The sequence below is a fragment of the Undibacterium sp. Ji42W genome, from assembly GCF_049340405.1.
GTDB lineage: Bacteria > Pseudomonadota > Gammaproteobacteria > Burkholderiales > Burkholderiaceae_D > Undibacterium.
The window spans coordinates 605,922-631,282 of the sequence record NZ_JBMPOV010000002.1; the positions used below are offsets into that span (position 1 = coordinate 605,922).

23 protein-coding genes are annotated in these 25,361 nt (G+C 51.5%); 12 read left to right on the top strand and 11 right to left on the bottom strand.

Going from position 1 to position 25,361, the window contains the following annotated elements:
- Positions 1-98 precede the first annotated feature (98 nt).
- Complete coding sequence (locus ACO0LG_RS05965) at positions 99-884, top strand: substrate-binding periplasmic protein (RefSeq protein ID WP_423024278.1); 786 nt, start codon at positions 99-101, stop codon at positions 882-884.
- A 43-nt stretch (positions 885-927) separates the two neighbouring features.
- Here the strand turns inward: ACO0LG_RS05965 and ACO0LG_RS05970 are convergent, their stop codons facing one another.
- The 7 genes from ACO0LG_RS05970 to ACO0LG_RS06000 all read right to left on the bottom strand — a co-directional run bounded on the left by ACO0LG_RS05970 (position 928) and on the right by ACO0LG_RS06000 (position 7,184).
- Positions 928-1,341, bottom strand: coding sequence for a hypothetical protein (locus tag ACO0LG_RS05970; protein WP_423024280.1), 414 nt, complete (start codon positions 1,339-1,341; stop codon positions 928-930).
- A 139-nt stretch (positions 1,342-1,480) separates the two neighbouring features.
- Positions 1,481-1,819: a TonB family protein gene (locus ACO0LG_RS05975; RefSeq protein WP_423024282.1), complete on the bottom strand. Its 339-nt coding sequence runs from the start codon at positions 1,817-1,819 to the stop codon at positions 1,481-1,483.
- A gap of 520 nt (positions 1,820-2,339) precedes the next feature.
- Positions 2,340-3,245, bottom strand: coding sequence for a TraB/GumN family protein (locus ACO0LG_RS05980; RefSeq protein WP_423024284.1), 906 nt, complete (start codon positions 3,243-3,245; stop codon positions 2,340-2,342).
- A gap of 326 nt (positions 3,246-3,571) precedes the next feature.
- Positions 3,572-4,222 (bottom strand): pyridoxamine 5'-phosphate oxidase family protein, encoded by a 651-nt coding sequence (locus ACO0LG_RS05985; protein WP_423024286.1) that lies wholly within the window; start codon positions 4,220-4,222, stop codon positions 3,572-3,574.
- A gap of 4 nt (positions 4,223-4,226) precedes the next feature.
- Positions 4,227-4,763: a substrate-binding periplasmic protein gene (locus ACO0LG_RS05990; RefSeq protein WP_423024288.1), complete on the bottom strand. Its 537-nt coding sequence runs from the start codon at positions 4,761-4,763 to the stop codon at positions 4,227-4,229.
- Positions 4,696-4,965 carry a substrate-binding periplasmic protein gene (locus ACO0LG_RS05995; protein ID WP_423024290.1) on the bottom strand — a complete coding sequence of 90 codons (270 nt, stop codon included), beginning with the start codon at positions 4,963-4,965 and terminating at the stop codon, positions 4,696-4,698. The genes ACO0LG_RS05990 and ACO0LG_RS05995 overlap by 68 nt, the downstream gene beginning before the upstream one ends.
- 188 nt (positions 4,966-5,153) lie before the next feature.
- Positions 5,154-7,184 (bottom strand): UvrD-helicase domain-containing protein, encoded by a 2,031-nt coding sequence (locus ACO0LG_RS06000; RefSeq protein WP_423024292.1) that lies wholly within the window; start codon positions 7,182-7,184, stop codon positions 5,154-5,156.
- A gap of 239 nt (positions 7,185-7,423) precedes the next feature.
- Between ACO0LG_RS06000 and ACO0LG_RS06005 the strand changes: the two genes are divergently transcribed.
- The 7 genes from ACO0LG_RS06005 (at position 7,424) to ACO0LG_RS06035 (ending at position 15,484) form a co-directional block, all read left to right on the top strand.
- The gene (locus tag ACO0LG_RS06005) at positions 7,424-8,485 is read left to right on the top strand and encodes a response regulator (protein WP_423024294.1); all 1,062 of its coding nucleotides are present in this window, start codon (positions 7,424-7,426) and stop codon (positions 8,483-8,485) included.
- A complete protein-coding gene (locus ACO0LG_RS06010; protein WP_423024296.1) occupies positions 8,478-9,275 on the top strand; it encodes a hypothetical protein in 798 nt (265 codons plus the stop codon). The genes ACO0LG_RS06005 and ACO0LG_RS06010 overlap by 8 nt, the downstream gene beginning before the upstream one ends.
- Before the next feature lie 64 nt (positions 9,276-9,339).
- Entirely contained in the window at positions 9,340-12,540 is a 3,201-nt protein-coding gene (locus tag ACO0LG_RS06015) for a response regulator (protein WP_423024298.1), read from the top strand.
- A 1-nt stretch (position 12,541) separates the two neighbouring features.
- Positions 12,542-12,907: a response regulator gene (locus ACO0LG_RS06020; protein WP_423024300.1), complete on the top strand. Its 366-nt coding sequence runs from the start codon at positions 12,542-12,544 to the stop codon at positions 12,905-12,907.
- 82 nt (positions 12,908-12,989) lie between these two features.
- A complete protein-coding gene (locus tag ACO0LG_RS06025; RefSeq protein ID WP_423024302.1) occupies positions 12,990-13,472 on the top strand; it encodes an SRPBCC family protein in 483 nt (160 codons plus the stop codon).
- Between the two features lie 110 nt (positions 13,473-13,582).
- Entirely contained in the window at positions 13,583-14,677 is a 1,095-nt protein-coding gene (locus ACO0LG_RS06030) for a hypothetical protein (RefSeq protein ID WP_423024304.1), read from the top strand.
- A gap of 231 nt (positions 14,678-14,908) precedes the next feature.
- Complete coding sequence (locus ACO0LG_RS06035) at positions 14,909-15,484, top strand: outer membrane beta-barrel protein (RefSeq protein WP_423024306.1); 576 nt, start codon at positions 14,909-14,911, stop codon at positions 15,482-15,484.
- A 70-nt stretch (positions 15,485-15,554) separates the two neighbouring features.
- Here ACO0LG_RS06035 and ACO0LG_RS06040 read toward each other — a convergent pair whose 3' ends face one another.
- Positions 15,555-16,355: a lysostaphin resistance A-like protein gene (locus ACO0LG_RS06040; protein WP_423024308.1), complete on the bottom strand. Its 801-nt coding sequence runs from the start codon at positions 16,353-16,355 to the stop codon at positions 15,555-15,557.
- A 33-nt stretch (positions 16,356-16,388) separates the two neighbouring features.
- Positions 16,389-16,586: a DUF1737 domain-containing protein gene (locus ACO0LG_RS06045; RefSeq protein ID WP_423024310.1), complete on the bottom strand. Its 198-nt coding sequence runs from the start codon at positions 16,584-16,586 to the stop codon at positions 16,389-16,391.
- Between the two features lie 265 nt (positions 16,587-16,851).
- On the opposite strand from ACO0LG_RS06045, the gene ACO0LG_RS06050 reads away from it, so the two are divergent.
- Together ACO0LG_RS06050 and ACO0LG_RS06055 are read left to right on the top strand one after the other, a co-directional pair.
- Entirely contained in the window at positions 16,852-19,644 is a 2,793-nt protein-coding gene (locus ACO0LG_RS06050; protein ID WP_423024312.1) for an EAL domain-containing protein, read from the top strand.
- A 29-nt stretch (positions 19,645-19,673) separates the two neighbouring features.
- Positions 19,674-20,087 carry a GFA family protein gene (locus ACO0LG_RS06055; RefSeq protein ID WP_423024314.1) on the top strand — a complete coding sequence of 138 codons (414 nt, stop codon included), beginning with the start codon at positions 19,674-19,676 and terminating at the stop codon, positions 20,085-20,087.
- A gap of 34 nt (positions 20,088-20,121) precedes the next feature.
- Here the strand turns inward: ACO0LG_RS06055 and ACO0LG_RS06060 are convergent, their stop codons facing one another.
- Both ACO0LG_RS06060 and ACO0LG_RS06065 read right to left on the bottom strand, forming a co-directional pair.
- Positions 20,122-20,568: a hypothetical protein gene (locus ACO0LG_RS06060; protein ID WP_423024316.1), complete on the bottom strand. Its 447-nt coding sequence runs from the start codon at positions 20,566-20,568 to the stop codon at positions 20,122-20,124.
- Positions 20,569-20,754: 186 nt separating this feature from the next.
- Positions 20,755-22,890 carry a S46 family peptidase gene (locus ACO0LG_RS06065; protein ID WP_423024318.1) on the bottom strand — a complete coding sequence of 712 codons (2,136 nt, stop codon included), beginning with the start codon at positions 22,888-22,890 and terminating at the stop codon, positions 20,755-20,757.
- A 307-nt stretch (positions 22,891-23,197) separates the two neighbouring features.
- Between ACO0LG_RS06065 and ACO0LG_RS06070 the strand changes: the two genes are divergently transcribed.
- A complete protein-coding gene (locus ACO0LG_RS06070; protein ID WP_423024320.1) occupies positions 23,198-23,731 on the top strand; it encodes a carboxymuconolactone decarboxylase family protein in 534 nt (177 codons plus the stop codon).
- Positions 23,732-23,778: 47 nt separating this feature from the next.
- On the top strand, positions 23,779-25,359 hold the full coding sequence (locus ACO0LG_RS06075) for a 2Fe-2S iron-sulfur cluster-binding protein (protein WP_423024322.1): 1,581 nt from the start codon (positions 23,779-23,781) through the stop codon (positions 25,357-25,359).
- Positions 25,360-25,361 lie beyond the last annotated feature (2 nt).

The following is a 25,361-nucleotide window of genomic DNA, read 5'->3' on the forward strand; positions in this document are numbered from 1 at the left end:
AGCTTTACACATCCGGCCAGCTTTTGCCGGTAGCAGCCAACAGTCAAAGCAGATAATTTGCGATAAGATGAGGCGTATGCTTTCAAACCCTGTCGATAATGCCAAGTTATACACGTTTATTGTGTTGCATCTTGCTGGTTTGCGCTGGCTGGGTCAGTGTGGCACATGCACAAACAAAACCCGGGGTGGTGTTGTTGATGAGCGAAGAACTGGATGGCAAAGGCAATGTCATTCCGCTGACTGCTGAAGTCGTCGAATTGCTGCGCTACCTTGAGCAACATACCAGACTCAAGTTTGAAGTACGGCGCTATCCCTGGAAAAGAGCAGTGGAAAATGCAGCCATGGGTGAAGGCCTGATTTTTGGGATGTCGAAAACCCGTGAACGCCTGCGCAGCTTCAAGTTTAGCGCCCCCATCTTTAGCGACCAGGCTGTGCTGGTGACACTCTGCAATGCCAGGTTTACTTTTAATTCTATCAACGACCTGAAAGGCAAGACCATAGGCATAGTACGCGGCACCAGCTATGGGGAAGAATTTGACCGCCTCAGCAATGACCTGTTCAAGGTCGAAGATGACACCGGCAATAACCTGGGACGCTTCAGGAAATTAAGCATGCGCCGTATGGATGCTTTCTTGCTGTATAGCTCAAGTGGCAATATACGCAGACTGGAAAACCACATCAACCAGCAATACGCGGCAGAATCCGGTGAGAAACAACAGGCAAGCAGCAAATTGTTTTGCATATTGCCGAGACCGGTGTCATCGGTGGATATCCATATTGCCATGCGCACTGATGGCGATCCTGGCCTGCTGCAGAAAATCGACAAAGCGATCATGCAAGGTCACCAGAGTGGTGAATTGGCACGCATCTATGCGCCGAGGTGAGTACAGAAACGAACACAGAAGTCAGTGCGGCGGCGAGGAGGGTTCAGGCTATGCGGCCGCCCTTGTATTGATGGCGCAATACCAGCCGGTTGCTGGAGATCAGGGTATTCAGGCCGAGTATCAGTTGTATCAGTACATGGCCTGGCAAACCCCAGACTTGGCCCTTGGGGGGCGTACTGCGGGTCACAGCTGTCAGAACAGGTGTGACCCATTGTGCTTCTTCTGTCAGGTCCAGCATGACATCACCATCGGAGTTGGTATGCAGGTAAAGCTCGCCGCCATGTAGCAAGGTCAGGCAGATGCCTTGTCCGGTAGTCGGCTTGTCACCCAGAGCTTGTTGTAATTCGCGGTGTTGCAAATCCATCCAGGCTTCAACATCCAGTGCAGTTTCAAGAGATATCCACGGATGCTCTGGCAAAGTTTGCGCCAGGTCAGATTGCTGCTTGTCGTTTAACATCATTTTACTGTATTCGTTTCCATGCCTTCAGGCTGAAACAGCATTCTGACACAAATACCCGCAACTGATTTCATCAACAGCAGTGGGACACTTGCGCAAGGCAATTAAGCAATGAAGTCTTGCGCAAGCTCACCGGCAATTATTTCAAGGTCCAGGCAAATGCCAGGGTATTCCAGCCAGGCGTCGCACCGACCTGGAAGCGGCAGGCTTTCAGGGCACGCAAGGATGCCTTGTCGAGTTTGCGAGAGCCACTGGAGTCAATAATTTTTACATCGATTACCGTGCCTTTGTCATCGAGCAGGTAGTTGAGCTTGACCAGGCCGTGCTCTTCATCATTCAATGTGCGTTGATCATAACTTGGTGCTTCGCAACCGGATGCAGCAAATGCCTGGTCAGCTTCCATGGCAAAGGCAGGCAAGGTGGCCAGGGCAAACGCCAGCGTGGTGACAAAGGCGTACAAGCGGAAATGTGGGGACATAATAAACTCCTCAGGTTGTATCAATGAATGAGCAACTGCGCCATGGTATTTGCAACGGTATTCGTCAGGGTTTGTGCATCGCTGAATTGAGCTGATCACGGGCAGATGAATGCAATATACGTGAGCAGCAGTTCGCTCAAAAATCAATAATTCATATAGGCATTATTTCCAAAATACATAATGCTATTGGCGCATGTATTTGGTGCGGCCAGCTGATTTGATTTATCTGAAAAATTCTCTACGCTTGTGCAAATTCAATTGAAAAGCTCGCCAATATTGCGTTCTCTCTTCATGCTGGTGCAAAAAAATTTATCGGATACCGGTTAAATATTTTTTGTAACAGATGTGCATTTGCACGCCCCTTTGTCTTTTCAGGGCCTGGTCAGATGTGGAAAACAAGACTTCGTTGCTGGATTCCATATAAAACGGCTTGGAATATACTTTGTGACTGCATTAATGCGGCAAAAAAATGGCGCAGAGCTGCGTGCCCTGCGCCTTGATGTCAATTGTAAATAGCAGTTTATTTAATCTGCTTCACTTCCAGACCCTGTTTTTCCAGCAAATCGATGATGCTATTGACACCCGACAAATGTCCTGCACCAACCACGATGAAGAGTTTTTTCCCTTCTCCAAGCAAGCCCTGGATTTTTTTTGTCATACCCTGATTACGGTCATCCAGTAATAATTTCATGAGCTTTTTCGACCCCACATCCTTGCTGGCTGCATCTTGCAGGATTTTTGCGAGGCCTTCTGCATCGCCACTTTTCCAGGCGGCGATCATGCCAGCGGTTTCACGCAGGGTGTCGCCACTTTTTAAACCATCCAGGGTTTGTGCCAGCATGGCGTCAGCATCTTCGTCGGCCAGGCCACCCAGCACGCTGGCTTGAAATGCCGTGCTTTCGAGTTCGACGATATCTTTCTTGTCCTGTTTGGCGCGCAAGACATAATGCAGATCGACTCCTTTGGAAGCATCATAGCCTTGCTGCCTAAATACGCCTATGCTGAGTGCGGTGGCGACTATCGTGGGTTTGAGGCTCTGGAATTGGGCAGCCGCCGGGCCGACCATGGATTGCAGACTTTCAAAAGTGCTCTTCCTGATATGGTTTTCCAGTTTGTCTGGCGCTGCATAAGTAAAGAAAGGCATGGCTTTTTCTGCTGCCTTGGTATCGGTCGTATCGACTTCCACCACCAGGGTATCAGCCTGTTTATAGGCTGCATCGACGGCCTCAGGCAGGGGATAGAAACTGGCTTTGGCGAGATGGATGGAACCAAACAGATAGGCAGTATTTTTGTCTGATTTGACTTCCCAGAAAACACCTTTGGCAGGCGTCTCTGCCTGGGCAAAAACACTGCTGGTGGCAATGGCCAGACCAAATGCGGTCAGACATTTGAGCATTAACTGAGTAAGCGTAGGCTTGAATTTCATTATCATAAGTTCCATGTAATTATTTGGTCTGGCCCTGATCTGGTTCCGATATCGCACCAGGCGGCACAGGATACCAGAAAGCGCGCGCACCGCTAATAAACACGATTTTAGATTCAATCGATTACTGGAGAGGAGTTACGCAAAATTGTCCCGGCAAGGTTGTCACTTTTAGGAAATCTCCCTTGCAGGGGAGGTTCGTTTCGTCGGCAGACAACCATGTTGTCTGAAACCCGACTACACCGTCAGCGACGAAGACAATACTTTAGTACGCGGCTCCTAGGAGAGGAGCTGCAACGCAGCTGGGGGCGGTTTTGCGTAAGTCCGGCTTAATACAAAGTCGCACGCTGTCTTGCGGGTAACTCACTATCGTATTTGTCGCCATCGACTTCAGCATTGGTCAGCGCAGCCAGTATCGTGCCTGGGCTGGGTAAGCCGGTCGCTTTTTCTCCAGCAGTTTGCCATAAGTGCGAACGGATAATGGCGCGCGCACATTGAAAATAAACCGTATCAACTGCGATGCGCAGCATGCATTTAGGTGCTTTGCCATCCACGGCAAACCTGTCCAGTAAAGCAGGCTCAACAGAGATACTGGCCTTGCCGTTCACCCGCAAAGTCTCGCCCACGCCAGGAATTAAAAACAATAGCCCAACCTGCGGGTCAAACAGAATATTGCGCAGGCTATCCACGCGGTTATTGCCGCGACGCTCAGGCAACAACAAAGTTTTTTCGTCTTCAACCACGATGAAGCCAGGGGCATCGCCGCGGGGGGAAGCGTCCAGTCCATCAGGGCCGCGTGTCGCTAACACCGCAAAGGGTGAGGCTTCTATCATGGCCCGGTAATGGTGATGGACATAAGGCACTTCCTTTTTGATGGACGCTGCACCAACTGCATCAAACAAGGCTTCCAGTTGTTCGCTTGTGGTAATCAGGCAAGAAGTTGATGGTAATAGCGGTGGTATAGATGTTGAGTTCGGCATGAAATCAGTTTTTTCCTATGACGGGTGCTTTGCGCCAGTCGGCACGGGCTTGCAACAAAGCACGTTCGATGAAACCTTCTTTATGCAATTTCTCCAATTGCTTGTTGAAAGCGGACAGATGAACAGCACAGGGACTCTGTGCGACAAAACCAAACAGGTTTTGTGAGTCTATCAAAAACGGTTGCAGAGGAACCAGCTTGTCATCGATATTTGCTGAGGCCATATAAGCCTGACCGACATGGTAACCAGTGATCACATAATCAAAGCGGTTTGCCAGCAACATATTGAAGGCCGTTTCCAGGTTATCTGTCTCATTGATGTGCAGGCGGTTGTCCATGTACTCGTCGAATGCAGAGCCAAAACGGTTGCCGCGCGCGATGCCACCACGCAAACCTGCGAGATCTTCCCATTTTGCATAGGGCATGGGGTGGTCTTTTTTTACAAAGGCAGCCACGGGATTATTCAGCACCAGCTCACTGAACAATAAAAAACTGGCGCTCCGGGGTATTTTTGAGGGTGGCGATGACGTCGATGTTGCCATTCTGGGCAGCATTCAATACGCGCTTCCACGGCCCCAGGTAACGCAGTTCATAGGGCAAACCGAGATCATCAAGGATACGGCTAATGATAGCGATACTGGCACCGCGAAACTGCTTGCCATCATGCCAGTGCAAGGGGGGATAGGCAGGGTCTGCCGAGACGATCACACGTTCACAACCCGCCCGTGCCTGTGCTGGCTGCATGAGCAAATTGCAGGACATAATCATAAGCAAGGCGAGCAAACGGCGCATAAATCCCTTTTGCAAAGTATGACTACTCTTTTGAGACGCCAGCTATTTTACCTACGCTGTCTGAGCTAATTATCCTTACGCCTTAGGCAATATTAACATTTTTGCCTGACCGGTAGCTCAAGACGCACCAAATTAGCGCATTATTCCCTGGGTTTGCTCAATAAGGCTTTTAAACCAGCCAGCCTTTCCTTCGGTGTCATGACTTCACCTTCTGTCGGCACAGCATTGCCTTCATCAAGTTTCATTTCCTTGATAAAGCGGGAAGGATCGCAATGTACCTGCACACCTGCACGTTTGCGTTTCTTGCACCAGGTGATATGCAGGCTGCGTTGGGCGCGGGTGATGCCTACATACATCAGGCGGCGCTCTTCTTCTATGCGTGCGGCATAAGTCTCTATCGGCGCATCGGGGTCGCCTTTGTGCGGCAAAATGCCTTCTTCGACGCCCACCAGAAACACATGCGGATATTCCAGGCCCTTGGAAGCGTGCAGGGTGGACATGCGCACGGCGTCCGGTTCTTCATCCTTGCCTTCCATCATGGTCATCAAGGCGACCATCTGGGTCAAATCCAGCAGGCTGCGGTGATCATCGTTACCGTCTTTGCCACCGCTGCCCTTGGTCTTCAGCCACTGGGTAAAGTCAAGTACGTTCTGCCATTTGTTTTGAGCGGCACGGTCTTCAAAGCTGTCGTAGAGATAGCCTTCGTAATTGATTTCCTTCATCAGGTCATCCAGCAGTTCGCTGGCATGACTTTCCCTGTGGGCATGGGCCTCGACCTGGTTGATGAAGGTACAGAAATTCCGTAAAGGCCTTAGCTGCTTCTCAGGCAATTTGGCCTCTATGCCACCTTTGAAGACGGCGGCAAACAGTGAGCATTGCCATTGTCCGGCAAATTCACCCAGTACTTCCAGCGTGGCCAGGCCTACACCACGTTTTGGGGTGGTGATGGCGCGGATGAAAGCGGGATCATCATCTTCATTGGCGATCAGGCGCAGATAGGCAATGATGTCCTTGATCTCGGCACGGTCAAAAAAACTCTGGCCACCGGAGATAGTGTAAGGAATGCGCTCACGCCGCAGCGCCTGTTCTATCACGCGCGCCTGGTGATTGCCGCGATACAAAATCGCATAATCAGAATATTTTGCCTGGCGCTCGAAGCGGTGGGCAGAAATCATGATGGCAACTTGCTCGGCCTCTTGCTCATCATCCTGCATGCCCAGTACCTTGACCGGATCACCCAGGCCATGTTCAGACCACAGCGACTTTTCAAACAGCTTGGGATTATTGCCGATGACAGAATTGGCCGCCTGCAAGATGCGTGTACTCGAACGGTAATTTTGTTCCAGCTTGATGATTTCCAGATTGGGGAAATCCACTTGCAGGGTCTTCAGGTTTTCTATGGTCGCACCACGCCAGGCATAGATGGCCTGGTCATCATCACCCACGGCGGTGAACATGGGTTTCTTGCCTATGCCGCTCACCAATAATTTCACCAGTTCATACTGGCAGGTATTGGTGTCCTGGTACTCATCAACGAGCAGGTAACGCAAGCGGCGCTGCCATTTGTCGCGCACCTGTTCATTGCTACGGAACAGTTCTACCGGCAAACGTATCAAATCATCAAAATCGACTGCCTGATAAGCAGACAGGGTGGCGACATAGCTACGATAGACCCTGGCGGCAATCGCCTCATCTTCATCCTGTGCCTGTTTGAGTGCCAGTTCGGGATCAACCAGACCATTTTTCCATAGCGACATGGCGGTCTGTATGCGGCGTATCAATTGCTTGTCGGTGGTGATCGCCAGATCCTGTACCAGCGAAAAGCAATCATCGCTGTCCATGATGGAAAAACGGTCTTTCAAGCCCAAAGCCTGCGCTTCCTGCCTAAGTATCTTTACGCCCAACGAGTGGAAGGTGGAAACCGTCAACTGCCTGGCCTGGCGCGGCTCGGCCAATAGTTTGGCGATACGTTCCTGCATTTCCAGCGCGGCCTTGTTAGTGAAGGTCAGGGCAGCAATATGTTTTGGATCATAACCATGCAGTTCTATCAGATTGACGATTTTCTGGGTAATCACGCGCGTCTTGCCCGAACCTGCACCTGCCAACACCAGGCAAGGGCCTTCCATATAATTCACTGCATCACGCTGGGGAGTATTCAGACCATGGGACATAAAGGGAAAGCGGAGCTGATCCGAAAAAACTTGCAGGCACTATTGTAGCCTGCAATAGCCAGGGAACCTTGAGCTTGAACGATTAGCTTGCGCTATGTGAACATGCGCACAGACCGACCAGCAAGCCACCAGCAACAATCACATACTGACAATAGGAAAATTGTTGCCAAAAAGATAGAAATAAAGGCTAGACAATTGATTAAGCTAAGACTATTCTTTTACTCAGGAGGATGGCTTTTATGAAAGACCAGAGATCTGCCCGTATCCTTTTGGTTGACGACGAAGCAAGAAATATACGCTTGCTGGAAGTGCTCTTGCGTGCTGAAGGTTATTCTACACTGAGTGCGGGCAATGGCGCTGACGCGCTCAAAATTGCCGCCTTCTCCCAGCCTGACCTGATCTTGCTTGACATCATGATGCCGGGCATGGATGGTTATGCCACCGTTGCCGAACTCAAGGCCAATCCACTGACCCAGCCGGTACCCGTCATCATGCTGACTGCCCTGGATGACCGTGCCTCCAAACTGCGCGCCCTGCAGGCTGGTGCAGAAGAATTCTTGACCAAGCCCATAGACAGTGCCGACCTCAGCGTACGGGTACGCAATCTCTTGCGCCTTAAAGAATATGGTGATTTTTTGAATGACCATAATCGTATTCTGGAAAGCCAGGTGGTACAGCGCACCGCCCAGTTGCAAGACGCTTACCGCGATACCGTGTTCACGCTGGTGCGTGCGGCTGAGCACAAGGACGAAGAAACCGGCCATCATGTACGCCGCATCAGTTACTACTGCCGTGCGCTGTCAGAAGCAATGGATTTACCTGATGAATTTCATGATGCGATTTTCCAGGCCAGCCCCATGCATGACATAGGCAAGATAGGCATACCTGACCATGTCTTGTTAAAACCCGGCAGCTTTAACCACGATGAGTGGAATATCATGCGCACCCATTGCGCCCTGGGTGCCAGCATACTCTCCAGAGGCACTTCGCCCTATACCGAAATGGGGGCAGAAATCGCCCTGAACCATCACGAACGCTGGGATGGCAGTGGTTACCCGAACGGGCTCAGGGGTGAAGCCATCCCGATTGCAGCCAGGGTCATGCAGATTTGCGATGTGTATGATGCCTTGCGCAGCCGCCGCCCCTACAAACCTGCGCTGGATCATGAACGCAGCATGAATATCATTATCGAAGGCGATGGCCGTACCGAACCCGAGCATTTTGATCAGGCAGTATTGTCCTGTTTTGTCGCAGAGGCCGACCGCTTTGCTGCTATTTACGAACTGCATGCCGATGCCTGAAACCCAACTTCCCACTATCCTGCTGATTGACGACGATGCCGGTTTGCTGCAAGCATTATTACGATTGCTTAGTTCTTTACAACATCCCCTGCTCGCCGCCAGCAATGCGCGGGAAGCGCAAGCCATCATGGCAGAACACCATGTAGGCGTACTGATCTGTGAACCGCGCGACAAGGCCGCGGCTGATTTTTTAATCTGCTGCAAAGAAAAGCACCCGGATGTCGTGCGCTTGATTTTGACCGCCTATCCCGATCTGGACAGTGTGCTGAGAGTCGTTAACCAGGCCCATCCATTCATGGTGGTGACCAAACCCTGGCAGGATGAAGAATTGCAGGCAACGGTGAATCTGGCATTGAAACAATATGCAGTAAACCGTGAACGTGAACGCCTGTTGAAAGAATACAACGGTATTCTCGATAATGCAGGCACTGCACACGCCTTCCGTACCCTGGATGCGCTCATGTACTCCATCCACAAGGACATGGCGGCAGATGCCATCGATCATCTGCCCATGGGTGCATGCCTGATTGTCGATGGCGTCGTCAGCAAATATAATAGTGCTGCCATCCGCGTGCTCAAGGAGCTTGATCAGACACAGATCAATATAGGCGCGCAGATTGAAGAGTGGCCAGCAGTCTTGCAAGACGCCTATGCAGCTGAACGCAAACAGCGGGTACAGACCCGCTTGGAAGGGCAACACAGGCTGGACTATTTTGTACTGGACCTCAGCGTGGGTACCCTGATTGCATTTGCGCCTGAACCCAGGTTGGGCAGACCGCCAGATCATTAGCATGATTTGCAAGAAGTTTTACATGAAGTCCTAGTTCACCTGTGTTCACCATGGAAAATGCATCATGAAAAAACTCAGTACCGAATTCAGACTGCTCGCAGGGCTTATGTTCGGGCTGGTCTTACTTTTGTCCGCTGGCTGGCAAATGTACCGCTCACTGCAAGACTATCGTGTAAATTCCTTATGGGTTACGCATACCTACCAAGTGCTGGACAAGTTGAATGACGTCAGGTCAGGTGTGCTGGAACTGGAAAGCATACAACGCTTGTATTTCATCACTGGTGATGATGTCTTCACGGGTCAGCGCGACAGCAAGTCCAGGCAGGTACGTGAGGCGGCCAAGAACATCGCCGACCTGACTGCGGATAATCCACGCCAGCAATTGCTGTATAAAAATCTGATGCAAAAACTCGAAGAAAGGCTGAACGCACTGGACAATACCTTGCAGGTATATCAGATAGATGGCTATGCAGCGGTGCGCAGGCAACTGATCAGCGGTACACCGCGTATCATCATGGAAGCCCTGCTGGCGCAGATCAACAGCATGGAAGAAGAAGAGCGAGTCTTGCTGCAACAACGCAAGACTCAAGTCGAAAACAATTATTTGCAGGCCCGCAATATAGGCATACTGGTACTCCTCATCACCCTGGCGGGTGGTGCCTTGTTGTGGTGGCAGTTCAAGCGCGATGTCAACCAGCGGGTATTGGCAGAAGCAGCGGTACGCGATAGCGAGTCTCTGTTAAAACAGGTGCTGGATATTTTACCGGTCGGTGTCCTGATCTCTGACCGTACAGGCATGCTGAACACCATCAATCCAGGCGCCAAGATCATCTGGGGTGGCAGCCGCCTCGTCAGTGCAGACCAGTATGGTGAATATGCTGGCTGGTGGCCAGATACGGGCAAGCGCATAGCGTCTGATGAATGGGCCATGGCTCGCACCCTGAGGACGGGCGAGACCATACTCAATGAACTGGCAGACATTCGCTGCTTTGACGGCACCCGTAAAACCATTTCCAACAGCACTGCTCCCTTGCGCGATGATGCTGGCAAGCTGATCGGTGGTTTGTCGGTGAATGTAGACGTGACGGATTTCATACTTACCGAACGTAAACTGCGCACCGCGGCGCATTATGACGACACCCAGGTCAAGGCGCAGAACCTGTTTGCCGCCAGCTTTGAGCGAAGTAAAATCTTTGATGGCCTGTTGAACCTACTGGCTGAAAGGCATGGCTACCTGATGTCGGCACTGTATGGTTTCGACGAATGGTATGCACGCTTTCGCTGTGAAGCCAGCTATGGCCTGGCCAGCGATATTCCGCGTGAATTTGAGCTGGGCGAGGGCATGCTGGGCCAAGTTGCCCTGACCGGTAAAACCAATTCGCTAGACGCTAGTCGCCTGAGCCTGCAAACCGGGCTGGGAAATTTCAGCCCCAGGCATGTGTTGATGGTCCCTGTGGTGTATCAGGATCATCGTCTGGCCGTCATGGTGCTGGCAACTACCAACGATATCATTGCTGGCGAACAGGCGTTTCTGGAAAGACTGGCCAGTCAGCTAGGTGTCGCCCTGCATAATCTGCGGCAATACAATGACCTCAAGCTACTGGCAGAACAGTTACGCAGCAGTAGTGAAGAAATCGCTGCCAAGAACCAACAACTGGAACAGGCCAGCCGCATGAAATCTGAATTTCTGGCGAACATGTCACATGAATTGCGCACCCCGCTGAATGCTATTGTCGGTTTTTCTGAAATACTCAAGGACGGCTTGCTGGGTAGCTTGTCCACCCAGCAAAAAGATGCCTCCGCAGATATCTTCAATAGTGGTAAACACTTGCTGGCGCTGATCAATGACATTCTCGATTTGTCGAAAATAGAAGCCGGCAAGATGCAGATCAATCTGGAACCTACGGATATCGGTTCCCTGGTGCAATCGAGCTTGCAAGTGGTACGTGAGCAGGCCAGTCTGCAGAATCTGCAGGTCACTGCCAAAATCCAGGACAACCTGCACGATATCTGGCTCGATGAAGTCAAGGTCAAGCAAATCATTTACAACCTTTTGTCAAATGCCGTCAAGTTCACTCCTGAGGGTGGCCGTGTGCATATCTCGGCCCGCCGGATTGACGGTTATCTGGTTGCGGGCGGACGCTTTGAACATTATCTGGAAATCATGGTCAGCGATAGCGGCATAGGCATACCAGAAGAATCACAGGTACTCTTGTTCAAACCTTTTACCCAGATAGACAATAGCCTGTCGCGCAAACATCAGGGTACCGGCCTGGGCCTGGTCATGGTAAAACGCATGGCCGAACTGCATGAAGGCAGTGTCACGCTCAGCAGCATCGCCGACAAGGGCTCAACCTTCACCGTCTTGCTGCCATGGCGTACCGCCAACTTGCCGCTCAAATCCAAAGCGCAAGCTACCGCTGCCGATGCCAATGTTGACAATGACGACGGTAGCACTGCCAACAATGCCATCAGCAGCAAAGCTGCCAGTAACAGCGTGATTCATACGCAGGGCGAGTTGCTCGCACTGGTCATAGAAGACGACGACCAGGCCGCCGAAGTCTTGCGCGTGCAACTGGAAAGCGAAGGCTTCCGCATCGTCCGCGCCACCACGGCAGAAGCAGCGCTGGCCATGGCAGAGCACGAACACCCTGACCTGATTACCCTGGATATTTTATTGCCTGACATGGATGGCTGGGAATTTCTTGAAAATTTCAAACAGCATCCCTTATTTTCCTCAACCCCGGTAGTCATCATCTCCATCGTGGCCGACCGTGGCCGCGGCCTGTCTTTAGGCGCAGCCCATGTCATGCAAAAACCCATCGCCCGTGAAAACTTGACTGCCGCCCTGAGTGCCATGGGCTTTTGTAAAGACTCTGCGGCTGCACAAAAAACTGCCCTGGTGGTGGATGATGATCCCAAAGCCGTGCGTCTGGTGACTACACAACTTGATATCTTTGGCTATAAAACCCTGGCCGCGCTGGGCGGGCAGGAAGGTATAGACATGGCACATCAGCATAAGCCAGACCTGATCGTGCTGGATTTAATGATGCCTGAAATTAATGGCTTTGATGTGGTGGAGGCCCTGAAAAGTGATACAGTCACAGCAAGTATCCCGATTATTATCCTGACCGCCAAGCAGGTAACTACCGACGACAGGATGCGCCTGAATGGCGATGTTAAAAAAGTCATAGAAAAATCTGATTTCAATCACGGCCGTTTCATCGGTGAAGTAAGGCGGGCTATGGCAGGCAGGGGCAAGTAAGATGGCGAGTGTACTGATCATTGAAGACAACCCGGTCAATATGAAGCTGGCGGCATTCCTGTTGCAGAATGCCGGCTACGAAGTGTTGCAAGCCGTCGATGCAGAGGCAGGCTTGCAAATTGCCAGAATGGAACTACCCGACCTCATCCTGATGGACATGCAATTGCCCGGCATCGACGGGATGACAGCCACCCGGCAGCTAAAAGCTGCCGCTGGCACTGCCCATATCAAGATTGTTGCGCTCACCGCCTTTGCCATGAGTGGTGATGAAGAGCGCTTCCGCGCTGCTGGCTGTGATGCCTATATGGCAAAACCGATACGCTACCAGGCATTTTTAACTCTGGTTGATTCCATACTCAAGACCTGAATCCACGTTCATGGACCAGGGAAAGCAAGAGCAGGCGAGAGCAAGCTGGAGTAAACTGGCGGCATCAGAAAAAAGGTGCTCCATGAAATTCGAACATTTAGTTGAAATCAATGACCTCGGCAATCCTGCGGTAGAGGTGATCACTCGCGAACAATTATGGCGCGGCCTGGTGTTGCGGGCAGAAATGCCAAGGCTGTTTGTCTCTTACCTTGACGACGCCAGCATCATGGACCGCAATGAAGCCAGCATGACGCGCACTTTGAAATACGGCGCGCTGGAAATCACTGACCGCGTCAGCTTCGTCCATCTCGAACATGTGCATTACGACGTGGCAGCTCAAAACGACATTCCCCCGTCTTCATTGCGCATGAGCATAGAAGAGCCACAACCAGACGCGCTGTTTGTTCGTTTCACCTATGACAGTGGCAACGCTGAAGCAGAAGATGCTGAAGCTAAAATGTATAACGAATACCGCAAATCAGCTTACCAGGAAGCAGATGTGGAAACCGTGCGCATCATCCGCGAACTGGCAGAAAGCGGGCGGCTGGATGCCCTGCCGTCCTGACAACATTTGATGGATTGCTGAGCCGCTTGCATTTCGGGGATAATGCGGCTCTATAGTCTCATTTATCTCATTCCTGATGTAGCCCATCTATCAACTATTCCAAGGTTCCCATGATCAAGCGCACTACTCCTGCAACCAAGAAGCCCGTCCTGGCCGCTCTGGACTTACCTGCTCCGGTACAAACCTCACGTTTGAAACGCAAGCAATTTGCCAGCAACGGCGACGTGCACATTCAGGGTGATGCCGTGATTGCCACGCAGTTCATCGTCGGAGGCGATTGCCTGATTGATGGCGATTTAGAGGCCGAAGAAGTGTTTTGCCTGGGCAAACTCACCGTCACTGGCGATATACGCGTGCAATCCCTGTATGTCGGCCATGCGCTGGACGCCGGTGGCAATATCGATGTCGAATACCTCATCAAAACCGGTTGCAGTGCCGACTGGATGGCGCGCATGCTGGAACTGGACCAGCGCAAACCGGCCGCCGATGGCAGCAGCTATATGGATATTCTGGTGCACCCTGCCATCCTGAAACGGTATGATCATCATGATGCCTTTGGCGGTTTTGGCGATATCCAGGCGCTTGGTTATGTCGCTTGTGCTGATCTCGATTGCCACGGCAATGTGCAGCTGGATGATGTGCTGGAAGTTGGTGAAATCCAGTTTGTTGGCGGCCATTTGTCGGCAGCAGCCATCCACGTTGCCGGTGATTGCAATTGCCAGGGTGAGCTATTCAGTGAAACTGATATCCAGGTTGAGGGTGCGCTGTTTGCAGCCAACCTGATCTGCCAAGGCAACCTCGATGTGGCCAGCATTCACAGCCAGGGCGACATCAGTTGCTGGGGCTATCTGCGCGCTACTGGCGAAGTCAGCAGCCTGCGTGGTGAAATCCACAGTGACCGCTGGATTGCGACCAAGGGCAACATCTATGCCGCCAAATACATCAAGACTGGCGAATCCCTGGTTGCTGAAAAAGGCATCAGTTGCGGTGCCGATTATGGCATCCTGGCTGCCACCAGCCTGCCACGCTCACGCTGGGCCACGCATGGTTTCGTCTCCGCTGCCAGCAAACCGCGCCTGCTGTTGTCTGGCCAGTTTGTCGAAGGCAAAAAACTCAAGCATATCGATGCGCTGGAAAAAAAGCGTGAAACCGAACTCGACTGGGAAGTACCACGCCGACTGAAGCGTGAAATGCAGCCAGTCTGATCTCCATATCACCTGCCCCGGCATTCTCGCCGTGGCAGGCAGGGCTCATCTGCGGCCCGCAACTCCTCTACATGAGGCCTGAGCAACAATCAGGGCTTGTCTTGTCCTCACGCTTGCTACTATACTTGCGCCCCTCGTTCAATCTGGCAGTACAACTTTCACATTCGTGTGTTGTGAAAAGCATGCTGGCAGCTTGCAAGGAGTTTCTTCTTATTCAAATTACTAATATTTATGAAAAAAATTCTGCTCGCCTGTGCAGTCAGCCTGCCTATGATCGCTTGCGCCCAAGCTGACCAAAAACCATTGCGCCTCGCCCTGAGCATGGGCTTGAGTGCTGGTGGCGATACGATCACGACCGTCAGCTACACCGATGGCACACGTTCTAACGTCTCGGCTGGTACTGGCCTGATTTTGTCTGCTGGTGCAGATTATCGTTTCAACCAGTATTTCTCCGGTCAGGCCAATATTGGCTACCACGCCCGCTTCACGCCTGAAGCAAGTAATGGCGATGCGACTTTTTCCCGCATCCCTGTCGAATTACTCGGCTACTACCATATCAATGAGCAATGGCGCGTAGGCGCAGGTGCGCGTTTTAACAGGAACGTCAAACTCAGCGGCAGCGGCGCTGGTTCGCAATACAACCGTAGTTTTAATAATTCCAACGGTGCGATACTGGAAGCAGAGTATCTGTTCAACCCGCAATGGTCAGTCAAAGTCCGCGCCGTCAAGGAAGAGTTTGAAACGACTTATGGCAAACAAAAATTCAGCGGCAACCACTTCGGCCTGATTGGTAGTTTTTACTACTGATTTTGTTGATCTTGCTGATTTTGCTAATCCTGTACAGAAGCCGGAATGGCTTCTGTATTTGTAGCAAGCTCTAGCCCAGGTCTTTTACCACCAGCATGCGCCGCAACAGGTAAATACCTATGCTGGTGGATACCAGGGCAGTAATACAAAGCGCTGTCGATGGATGCCAACTGCCGCTGATACCTCGCGCCGCTGTCCATCTGTAGGCATAGAGCGCGACGCCATTCGAACCTGCATGCAAAGCGATGCCCGGCCACAAGGAGCGCGTTTTATCATATAGCCAGGCACAAACCAGTCCCAGCACCGAAGCACACAGGAATTGATAGATATTCAAGTGGGCCAAGCCAAACAGTAACGCCGAAGCCAGAAAAGCCAGCTTGCGCGAATATTGTTGCAAAAAACTGCGCAAGACCAGGCCGCGGAACAGCATCTCTTCCAGCACAGGCGCAACCAGGCAGGCAATGATGATGGAATGCACACCATTGCTCATCATCTCATCAAATATTCTTTGCTGGCCGGCAGGCACAGGTTGCCATTCTTCCAACGCGCCGCCGATGAAACTCAATGATAATTCCAGCCCCGGTATCAGTAGCATGACCGGCACCATGATCAGGCAGAGACGGACAGGCGTGACCGCTGCGGAGGAATGGAATAGCTCTCTGTAGCTCATGCCCTTGTAATGCAACACCGCCGTAAACAATACGGCATTTGCCAATACCATGATGACACCATCGACTTCATCCATGCTGACACCTGTGATGAACATGCTGTCGTGTACCAGCATGTTCATCAATACCTCAGCCCCAAGCAGGAAAATGATCAGGAAGAAGGCTTCCAGGGCAGTCGGAAAATTCTCATGTTTTTGATTCATTGCTGTGGCGTATAAGTCTGCGCTGGACCGGGCCTAGAGGCTGGACAAGTCCAGGTCTTGTGAGAATTCACCTTCGACTTCCTTGATGATGGCTTGCCCGGCGATGGTTTGCTGACCATTAAAACTCAGCGTAGGCCCGCCATACAAGGTCCAGCCCTGGTTCAGGGCGGCGCTGACGCGCAGGCAAAAAATCTTGTCGTCGGGGCCAGTCAGGTAACGGTAGAGTTTCATGATGAGTGCACTCCAAACTGCAGGATCATAGGGGAGGGCACATTATATTCGATGATGACAGTCTCGCAGGGCCTGCACAAAAAAGCGGCAACACATATTTACCATGTATTAATTTTTTTCAATACGGCAATATTAATCTTCAGGTTACAATTACTCACAATTAGCTTTCTGCAAGCCTCCTCAATCAAACTGGTTTACTTCACTGAAATTTGTTGAATTTGTGCAAACATTACAAAAATTTTTACAGCGATGGCAACAGCGAGGAGTGTATACCCGTTTATTCCTGCCCCTTTTTTTCCTGATCATCGCCGTCAGCGCCCTGCGCTACTACCTGATGATCAACAGCGAAGTCGCCGATGCCAGGCAAAGGATAGCGACCGAACTCAGACATAGTGCCCACTTCCTCATCCCTGCATTGAGCAGCCTGTCAGAACGCCGTGATACTGATGCCATACAGCAGCTCCTGATACAAGAAGTTGAAGCCAGCCCGGTACTGTGGCGTATCACCTGGCAATATAGGCAAGGGCAGATACAGGGAAAGATTCAGGGTCAGGACCAGATTACCCCAGCTGCCAGCTCACCTGCCTGGTTTAACCGTTTGTTATCACTGCATGCCGAGAACACGGCCAGGCAGATCCAGCTTGCAAATGGCGGCATCGGCACACTGAGTCTGGAAACCAGCATCGCCAGCGAAAATACCCATATCTGGCAAAAAGTCATGAGTCAGGCCAAGATCTCACTGCTGATTATTTTCACCATTTATTTTTTGCTGGGCCTGATCCTGCGCTCGAATGTCAAAACCCTGCGCAGGCTGGCAGATGCTACGGACAAATTCAAGAAAGGCCAGCATTCAATACGCATGTCCGTCACTGGCACCGCAGAAGCGCGTGCGCTGGCGACCACCTTCAACGGCATGGCCAATGAAGTGCAGACCCTGCTGATGACCTTGCAACGCAGCCAGCGGGCCAATAGCGAGCAATTGCATTTCACCTGGCAGTTACTGCACGCTCTGCCTATTCCTATCTTCTTTCAAGACCAGCGCGGCATCTGCCAGCGCATCAACCGTGCCTGGGAAGAGTTGTTTGCCCTGAATGCTGCCGATGTCGTTGGCCGCCCCATGCCTGTGCTGGCACTGGGCAATGATGCCACACCATCCCTGCAAAATGAACATGGCAAGCTGGTCAGGGAAATCCAGATACAGGCTGCCGGACAGGTTCTGGATGTGATTTATTACCAGGCCAGTTTCACCAATGTCGATGGCGAAGCCACAGGAAGCATAGGTGCCCTGATCGACATCAGTGAACGCAACCAGGCACAGGCCACGCTGGCAGCAGCTAATGAAAGAGTGGAAACCACCCTGGCATCTATCGGTGATGCCGTCATCAGTACCGATGTCAATGGACGCATACTGATGCTCAACAAGGTAGCGCAGCAAATTTGTGGATGGAGCCGCAAGGAAGCACAGGCGCATGAGCTGGCCGATGTGTTTGCTTTAAGCGATGTCCAGCAGCGCGACAAGCTGAGAGAATTTTTGCAGCATATTTGCCAGAGCAGCGAAATCCTGCAAGCGAATAATCAATTATTGACCGCACGTAGCGGTCAACAGTTTGAAGTTGATTACACGGCAGCGCCGATCAGGCAAAGAGATGGCACGGTCACAGGCTGTGTGCTGGTGTTCCGCGATGTCAGTGAAAAACGCCAATTGATGCAACAACTGAGCTGGCAGGCAGGGCACGATATCCTGACCGGTCTGGAGAACCGTGCGGCGCTGGCAGAACGATTCAGCACAGCGATACAAACTGCCCATGACCAGGAAACCTGGCTGGCGGTTTGTCTGCTCGACCTTGATCACTTCCAGGCTATCAATGAAAGCCATGGGCAGGAATTTGCCAACAAATTATTGCAGCAGGTCGCACGCCGCCTCGAAGACAATGCAGGTAGCGAGCACCATGTAGCACGCCTGGGTGGTGATGAATTTGTCGTGCTGTTGCAAAACCAGCGCGACATCGCCGGTGTGGAATTGAACCTCGCACTATTGCTGGCAGAACTGGCGCAAACCTATGAAATAGAACAGCAAAGTATCAGCCTGTCAGCCAGCATAGGGGTGGCAATTTATCCGCGCGATGATGTCAATGCCGACACCCTGCTGCGTTGTGCCGACCAGGCCATGTACCAGGCCAAGCTGAATGGCCGCAATCAATTCCATTTATTCGACGCCGAGCAAGATCAGCAATTGCGCACCCATCACAACCAGCGCGCCCGTGTGCGCCAGGCCCTGCAGCAGGGCGAGATGCGTTTGTATTTCCAGCCCAAGGTGAATATGCGCCAGGGCCGCATCATCGGTATGGAGGCGCTGTTGCGCTGGCAACATCCCGAGCAGGGTATCGTTGGCCCGCTGAATTTCTTGCCGCTGATAGAGCATACTGACCTGATTATCGATGTTGGTGACTTTGTCTTGCAACAGGCCATGGAACAATTGCGTATATGGACGCATGTGCATGTAGATTGGGTTATCAGTGTGAATATCGCGGCCCGCCATTTCCAGTGCAAGGACTTTGTCGAGCGCTTGCGTGCCGTGCTGGCAGCCTACCCTGATGTCGCCCCTGAACGTCTGGAAATAGAGATACTCGAATCTGCCGCCATCAAGGACATACAGCATGTGCGCGAAGTCATGCTGGCCTGCCAGCAAATCGGCGTCAGCTTTGCACTTGATGATTTTGGTACTGGCTATTCTTCACTATCGTATTTGAAACGCCTGCCCGCCGATACCCTGAAAATCGACCAGAGCTTTGTCCGTGATATGCTGGAAGACAAGGACGACCTGGCCGTTATCAGCGCCGTCATCGGCCTGGCACGCGCCTTCAACCGTGGCGTGATCGCAGAAGGCGTGGAAAGTGCCGAACATGGCGTCGCCCTCATGCGCCTGGGCTGCGAACTGGCACAGGGTTACGGCGTCGCCCGCCCCATGCCAGCCGGACAAGTCGAAGCATGGGCTGACAGCTACGTCGCTCCTGTTATGTGGGGTGGTGGCAAAGGCCTGGAATGGGAAGGTGCCTGAGTTTTGACTAGCAATATAACGGAGACACTATGCAAACAATCAGCGGTCAATGCAGTTGCGGAAAAATTGCCTATCACTACCCCGCGCCTGCATTGCAAATCGTGGCCTGCCATTGCGGCTTGTGCCGCCGCATGACGGGCGCAGCATTATCATCTTATGTCGTGGTCAAGGAAGCTGAGCTGGTATTCACAAAGGGTCAGGAACTGCTGAAAAGCTATACCGTCACATCGCGTACCCAACGCCATTTCTGCACTGACTGCGGCACACCCCTGTACAACTCCAATCCGGAAACCTATGCAGGCTTGAGCATGCTGTATCTGGGCACAGTCAATCAACATGAAAGCCTGGCACCGCGCATGGATATTTATTGCGAGAATAAACTGTCCTGGTTAAGCACAGCGGACAGTAGCAGGCATTTTGAGCAGACACCAAGGAAACCCTGAGAAAAAAACACCATTGGAAAATGATAGAAGATCTCTACTTAAGATCTTGCCAATCAAATTGATCACTCTCCCATCTTTCACCTTTGAGAACATCCAGATACTCGTTGTTTAAAGTAGCAGAAATTCCAACCAAGTATACGAGCAACCGCTCAGAAAAACTGCCATTTAAATCACAGAAATTAGAGCCGCGTATTTTTAAGTGTCCTGTGCTCATATAATCAAATGAATCTAAAGCCTCTGGACTCACTAGCCCAATTCGGGCGACTGCAGATTCACGAATTCCCAATCCAGGAGGGAAGAACAAAATTTCCAAAAACCGATTTGCAGAAACATTTTTGTACGCGCCTGCCAGATGGGAACCAAGTGCATTAGAGTATTCAAACGTAACTCCCTTGTACACGTAGCCGTGCATCTCCAGGAACGAAAGATTTTGATCCATGCTGGCAAAAAATTCTTCTCTATATTGTTCAAGGTTTATCATCTCGATAATTCTTAAAATAAATGTATTCCAGAATATATATCACATTGGGAAATATGCTCTCTTAGCAACTTATAGAAAACAAGATAGTTGACTTTATTTGTGGAAAAGCCCAAAGCTGAAAGTCAGCTTTGGGCTCTTTTTAGTTAAATCGCGAATTTATCTTTTTGAAAAATCGCAACTCATTGCTTACTTCGCCGGATACTTGATCGTCATTTCCTTCAACAGATTATCGGCATGATCAACTTCTTTCATGACCCATAACATATAGCGTATATCGACATGGATGGCGCGGGTGATGGCGGTGTCGAAGTACCAGTCTTTGGTAATCGATTCATAGGTCGAATCAAAATTCAAACCCACCAGTTCACCATTTTTATTCAAGACAGCAGAACCAGAATTGCCACCCGTCGTATCAGCACTGGACAGGAAATTGACAGGCACGGTTTGCACGACATTGTCCTTGTACACGCCGTAGCGTTTTTCCTTCACGGCAGTCAATAAATTTTCCTGCATGTTGAAAGGTGCTTTACCCGTGTGTTTTTCTACTATGCCTTCGACTGTCGTGAACGGGCCCTTGATGACGCCATCACGCGGTGAATAAGGTGCTACCGTGCCATAGGTCACGCGCAAGGTGGAATTCGCATCTGGATAGACTGGCTTGCCCTGGGATTTTTTCCATTCTATGACGGCTTGCATGTATTGTGGAATCACCCGTTCCAGATTGCCATCGAGCTCTTTGCGGCGGTCTTCGAGTGACATGGCAGTGTCGTGCAGCTTCACGGCCAGGCGTACGAAAGCATCGTCGGATTGTTCGAAAGCCTTGCGGTCCTTGCCCATCCAGGCCAGGCGTTTGGAGGTTTCACCCAGGCCGCTTTGCTGATACAGGCTGGCGACACTCTCCGGTGTAGGCAACAATACATCCAGACCTTTTGGATGGGATGCAGCTGGCAATTTACTATATCTTTGCAGCGCAGCAGTGAACCTGGCCTGATCCACATTTTGCAGATAAGATTGTTCCAGTCGGCTGAGTTTACCAGCGATGATATTCATGTCGCGCTGCTGGTAACCGGGCTGGCGCTCTGCATCCGGTTTTGTGCTTTCCACCGCGAGACGATACAGGGTGCGTGCACTCTTCAGCATTTCACTGGTGCTGGCAACATTCCAGGCAAATTCTTCGTCCGACATGGTCATGTCAGCGGCGATGACGGCATCAAGTTCCTTCAACAAATCCTTGTTGCTGCCATGCTGGGCATACCAGCGGCGGAATTCTGCATCTTGCCCATCCTTGATGGCAGCGATGTCCTTGCGGGCAAAGCCTTCCAGCAAACCCTCAGTTTTTTTCAAACCATTGTTGATACCTTTGACGACGCTGGCGTAGCGCACTTCTGCACCTGCATTGCCAGAGGTCGCAGCGGCAATCACGGCCAGGTCTGCTTTGGATTCTGTCACTTTGGCGGGGTAACTGACATCACGGGCAAAGCGTATTTCTGCTGGCAGTTTGTAGCGGCTGGTACGGCCCGGATAACCCGCCAGCAAGATAGGGTCGCCATTCTTGAGGCCCTGGGCAGATACGACGAGAAAGTCTTTTGACTGATACGGCACGTTCTCGACAGAAAGATCAGCAGGGCGGCCATTTTTGCCTACATACGCACGCAGGAAGGCATAGTCGCCGGTATGACGCGGCCATTCAAAATTATCGACTTCACCACCAAAATTGCCTATCTTGTCTGAAGGTGCATACACCAGGCGCACGTCACGTATCATGATCTGGCGTATGCGGTAATACTCAAGACCGCGATGGAAGCTCGGTACCGAGCAACGGTAAGCCTTGTCTTGCTCACATTCGGCAATCAGCGCCTTCATACGGTTTTCCACATGCTCAGCCCTGACGCGGCCAGACATGGCGGCAGTCAAACCCTTATTGATCTGCTCAGTGACATTCTCTACTTTTTCAGTGATGTACATGCGCGAGTCGGGGCCTGCGGGTAATTCATCTGCCAGTGTCTTGGCCAGGAAACCATTGGCAATATAATTTTTTTCTGCTGTCGAATTTCTTTGTACGGCACCATATGCACAATGATGATTGGTGACCACCAGGCCAGTGTTCGATACAAAAGAAGCCGAGCAACCGCCGAGCGACACCATCGCTGACATCGGGTGCTTTTGCAAATCCGCCAGTTTTTCTGCAGGCACATTGATGCCTATGCGCTTCAGTTCAGATTTCAGTTGTGGCAACTGGTAAGGTTGCCACTGACCTTCGTCAGCATACGCAGAGGAAACAACACTAGCCAGGGCCAGCGGAAGAGCAAGGATTTTAAACAAAGTACACTCCACATTAAATTCTTAGGGCAAGCGCATGATTTGCTAATAGATTGATAGCAAATTGATTTATAGCAAATTGACTAATTGCCATGAAATACAAGCAATTGGGCGCAAATACAGACATATCTTAGTTGAAATAGTTCCTGCATTTCTCTGCGGGAAGATCGCAAACTTTAAATTATTCCACTTATTGGAATAATGAATTCAGGATTTAGGTTATTCCTATATTTTCGTGAAACGTACAAACTGTGGTTCATGCATTTGCATATCAATACCCTCACTTCAACCTCTATTGAATGGAAATATCATGAGCCGCATCAATCTCGTCACCAAAGAAACTGCCAATGCTGAACAACTGGCCCTGCTGGAAGCAATACAAACAAAACTGGGCATGGTGCCAAATTTTTTGAAAGCCTTTGCCAATTCCCCTGCTGCCCTGCGCGCATTCCTGGGCTTGCATGGCATCGCCGGCGAAGGCAGCCTGGACCTGCAAACCCGCGAGCGTATTGCCCTCGCAGTAGCGCAAAAAAATTCCTGTGAATACTGCGTCTCTGCACACACCGCTATAGGCCGTGGCACTGGCTTGAACAACGAAGAGATGGCTGCCAACCGTGCGGGCAGCAGCCAGGACGCAAAAGCTGCCGTCGCCGTGAAATTTGCCCGCTCGCTGGTCGAACATGCAGGTGAAGTGAGCACGACAGACATTCTGGACATGCGCGACCAAGGATACAGCGATGCCGACATTATCGAAGTCATCACCCATGTGGGCATGAATATCCTGACGAATATCCTCGGCAAGGCCACTCGCCTGGAAATCGACTTCCCTAAAGTCAGCCTGTAAAACCTGAAAAATCCTGTCACCTTAGCCATCACAGCGAGGAAACCATCATGTCACGCGCATTTGCCGATATCAGTTTTACCCCCAGCGTCAAAGCCGCACAAAGCCTGTATGGCAGCCGCGAAGCCAATCGCGGTTTTGAACTGGTGGAAGAAAAACGCGATTCCCTGCTGGCGCAGGACATGGAATTTATCGCTGCCCGTGACAGCTTTTACCAGGCGACGATTTCAGAAAACGGCTGGCCCTATGTGCAGCACCGTGGCGGCCCAGCCGGTTTTCTTAAAATCCTCGACAACAAGACCATCGCTTATGCAGATTTTTCTGGTAATGCGCAATACCTGAGCGTAGGCAATCTGTTTGCCAGCGACAGGGTATCCTTGATACTCATGGACTATGCCCGCCGCCGCCGCATGAAGATATGGGGTCATGCCAAAATCGTTCATGAAGAGGATGATGTACGCCTGATCGCCAGGCTGGAAATGCCTGGCTACCGCGCCCGTGTCGAGCGTGCTGTTATCATCACGGTGGAAGCCGTCGAGTGGAATTGCCCGCAACATATCACGCCCAGGTTTAGCGAAAAGGAAGTGCAGGGCATGCTGGCGAAGCTGCTGGCCGAGAAACAACAACTGGAAGAACAGTTAACACAAAAGACTGCACCGGCAAAACCCACCAGCCTTGGTCATGGCCCACTGGAGTTGCGCATTACAGGCGTGCGCCAACTCAGCCCGCGCATACGCGCTTATGAATTGCGTGACCCTGCAGGCAAGGACTTGCCTGCAGTGAGCGCGGGTGCACATTTGCGAGTACCCGTCTTGCTGTCAGATGGGCATGCGGCCACACGACAGTACTCCATCAGCTCGGCTGGCGGGCAAACTGACTGTTATGAAATTGCCGTGCTGGCTGAACCAGAAGGCCGTGGTGGTTCAATGGCAGTGCACGATCTTTATGTGCTGGGCATGCAGCTGCGTTGTGATTTGCCACGTAATGACTTTGCCCTGCACGCGCATGCGGGCCCCGCCGTGCTGATCGCCGGGGGCATAGGTATCACCGCCATCAAACCCATGGCGACACAGTTGTCAGCGCAGGGGCGGCCATACACTGTGCACTATGCAGGCCGCACGCTCAATGCGATGACTTATCGCGCAGAGTTGCAAATGCAACTGGGTGCCTCTTTGCATCTGTATGCGGCAGATCAGCAGCAGCGCATGGATATACACAACGTCATGGAAGACGCAGGTCAGGACAGCCTGTTTTATATTTGCGGCCCAGCCAGCATGATCGCTGCTGCGCTGAGTGCAGCAGCAGCTTTGGATATAGACCCGCAAAGAGTACGCTATGAAAGATTTGCGGTACAAAAATCAACCCATGACGAAGAGATACGGGTGGAGCTGGCACGCAGTAAAAAAGTCATCCATGTCCGCGCTGACCAGACGATTCTGCAAGCAGTGCGCGCCCATGGTGTAGAGGCGCAAGCTGAATGCGAAACCGGCAATTGTGGCACTTGCGCCGTGAAACTGCTGGGTGGACAAGCACTGCACAGGGATGCAGTGTTGACAGAAGCAGAGCAAAAAGACCTCATCTGCATCTGTGTCTCACGCGCGCAAGCCAGTGAACTGGTGCTTGATCTGTAAAC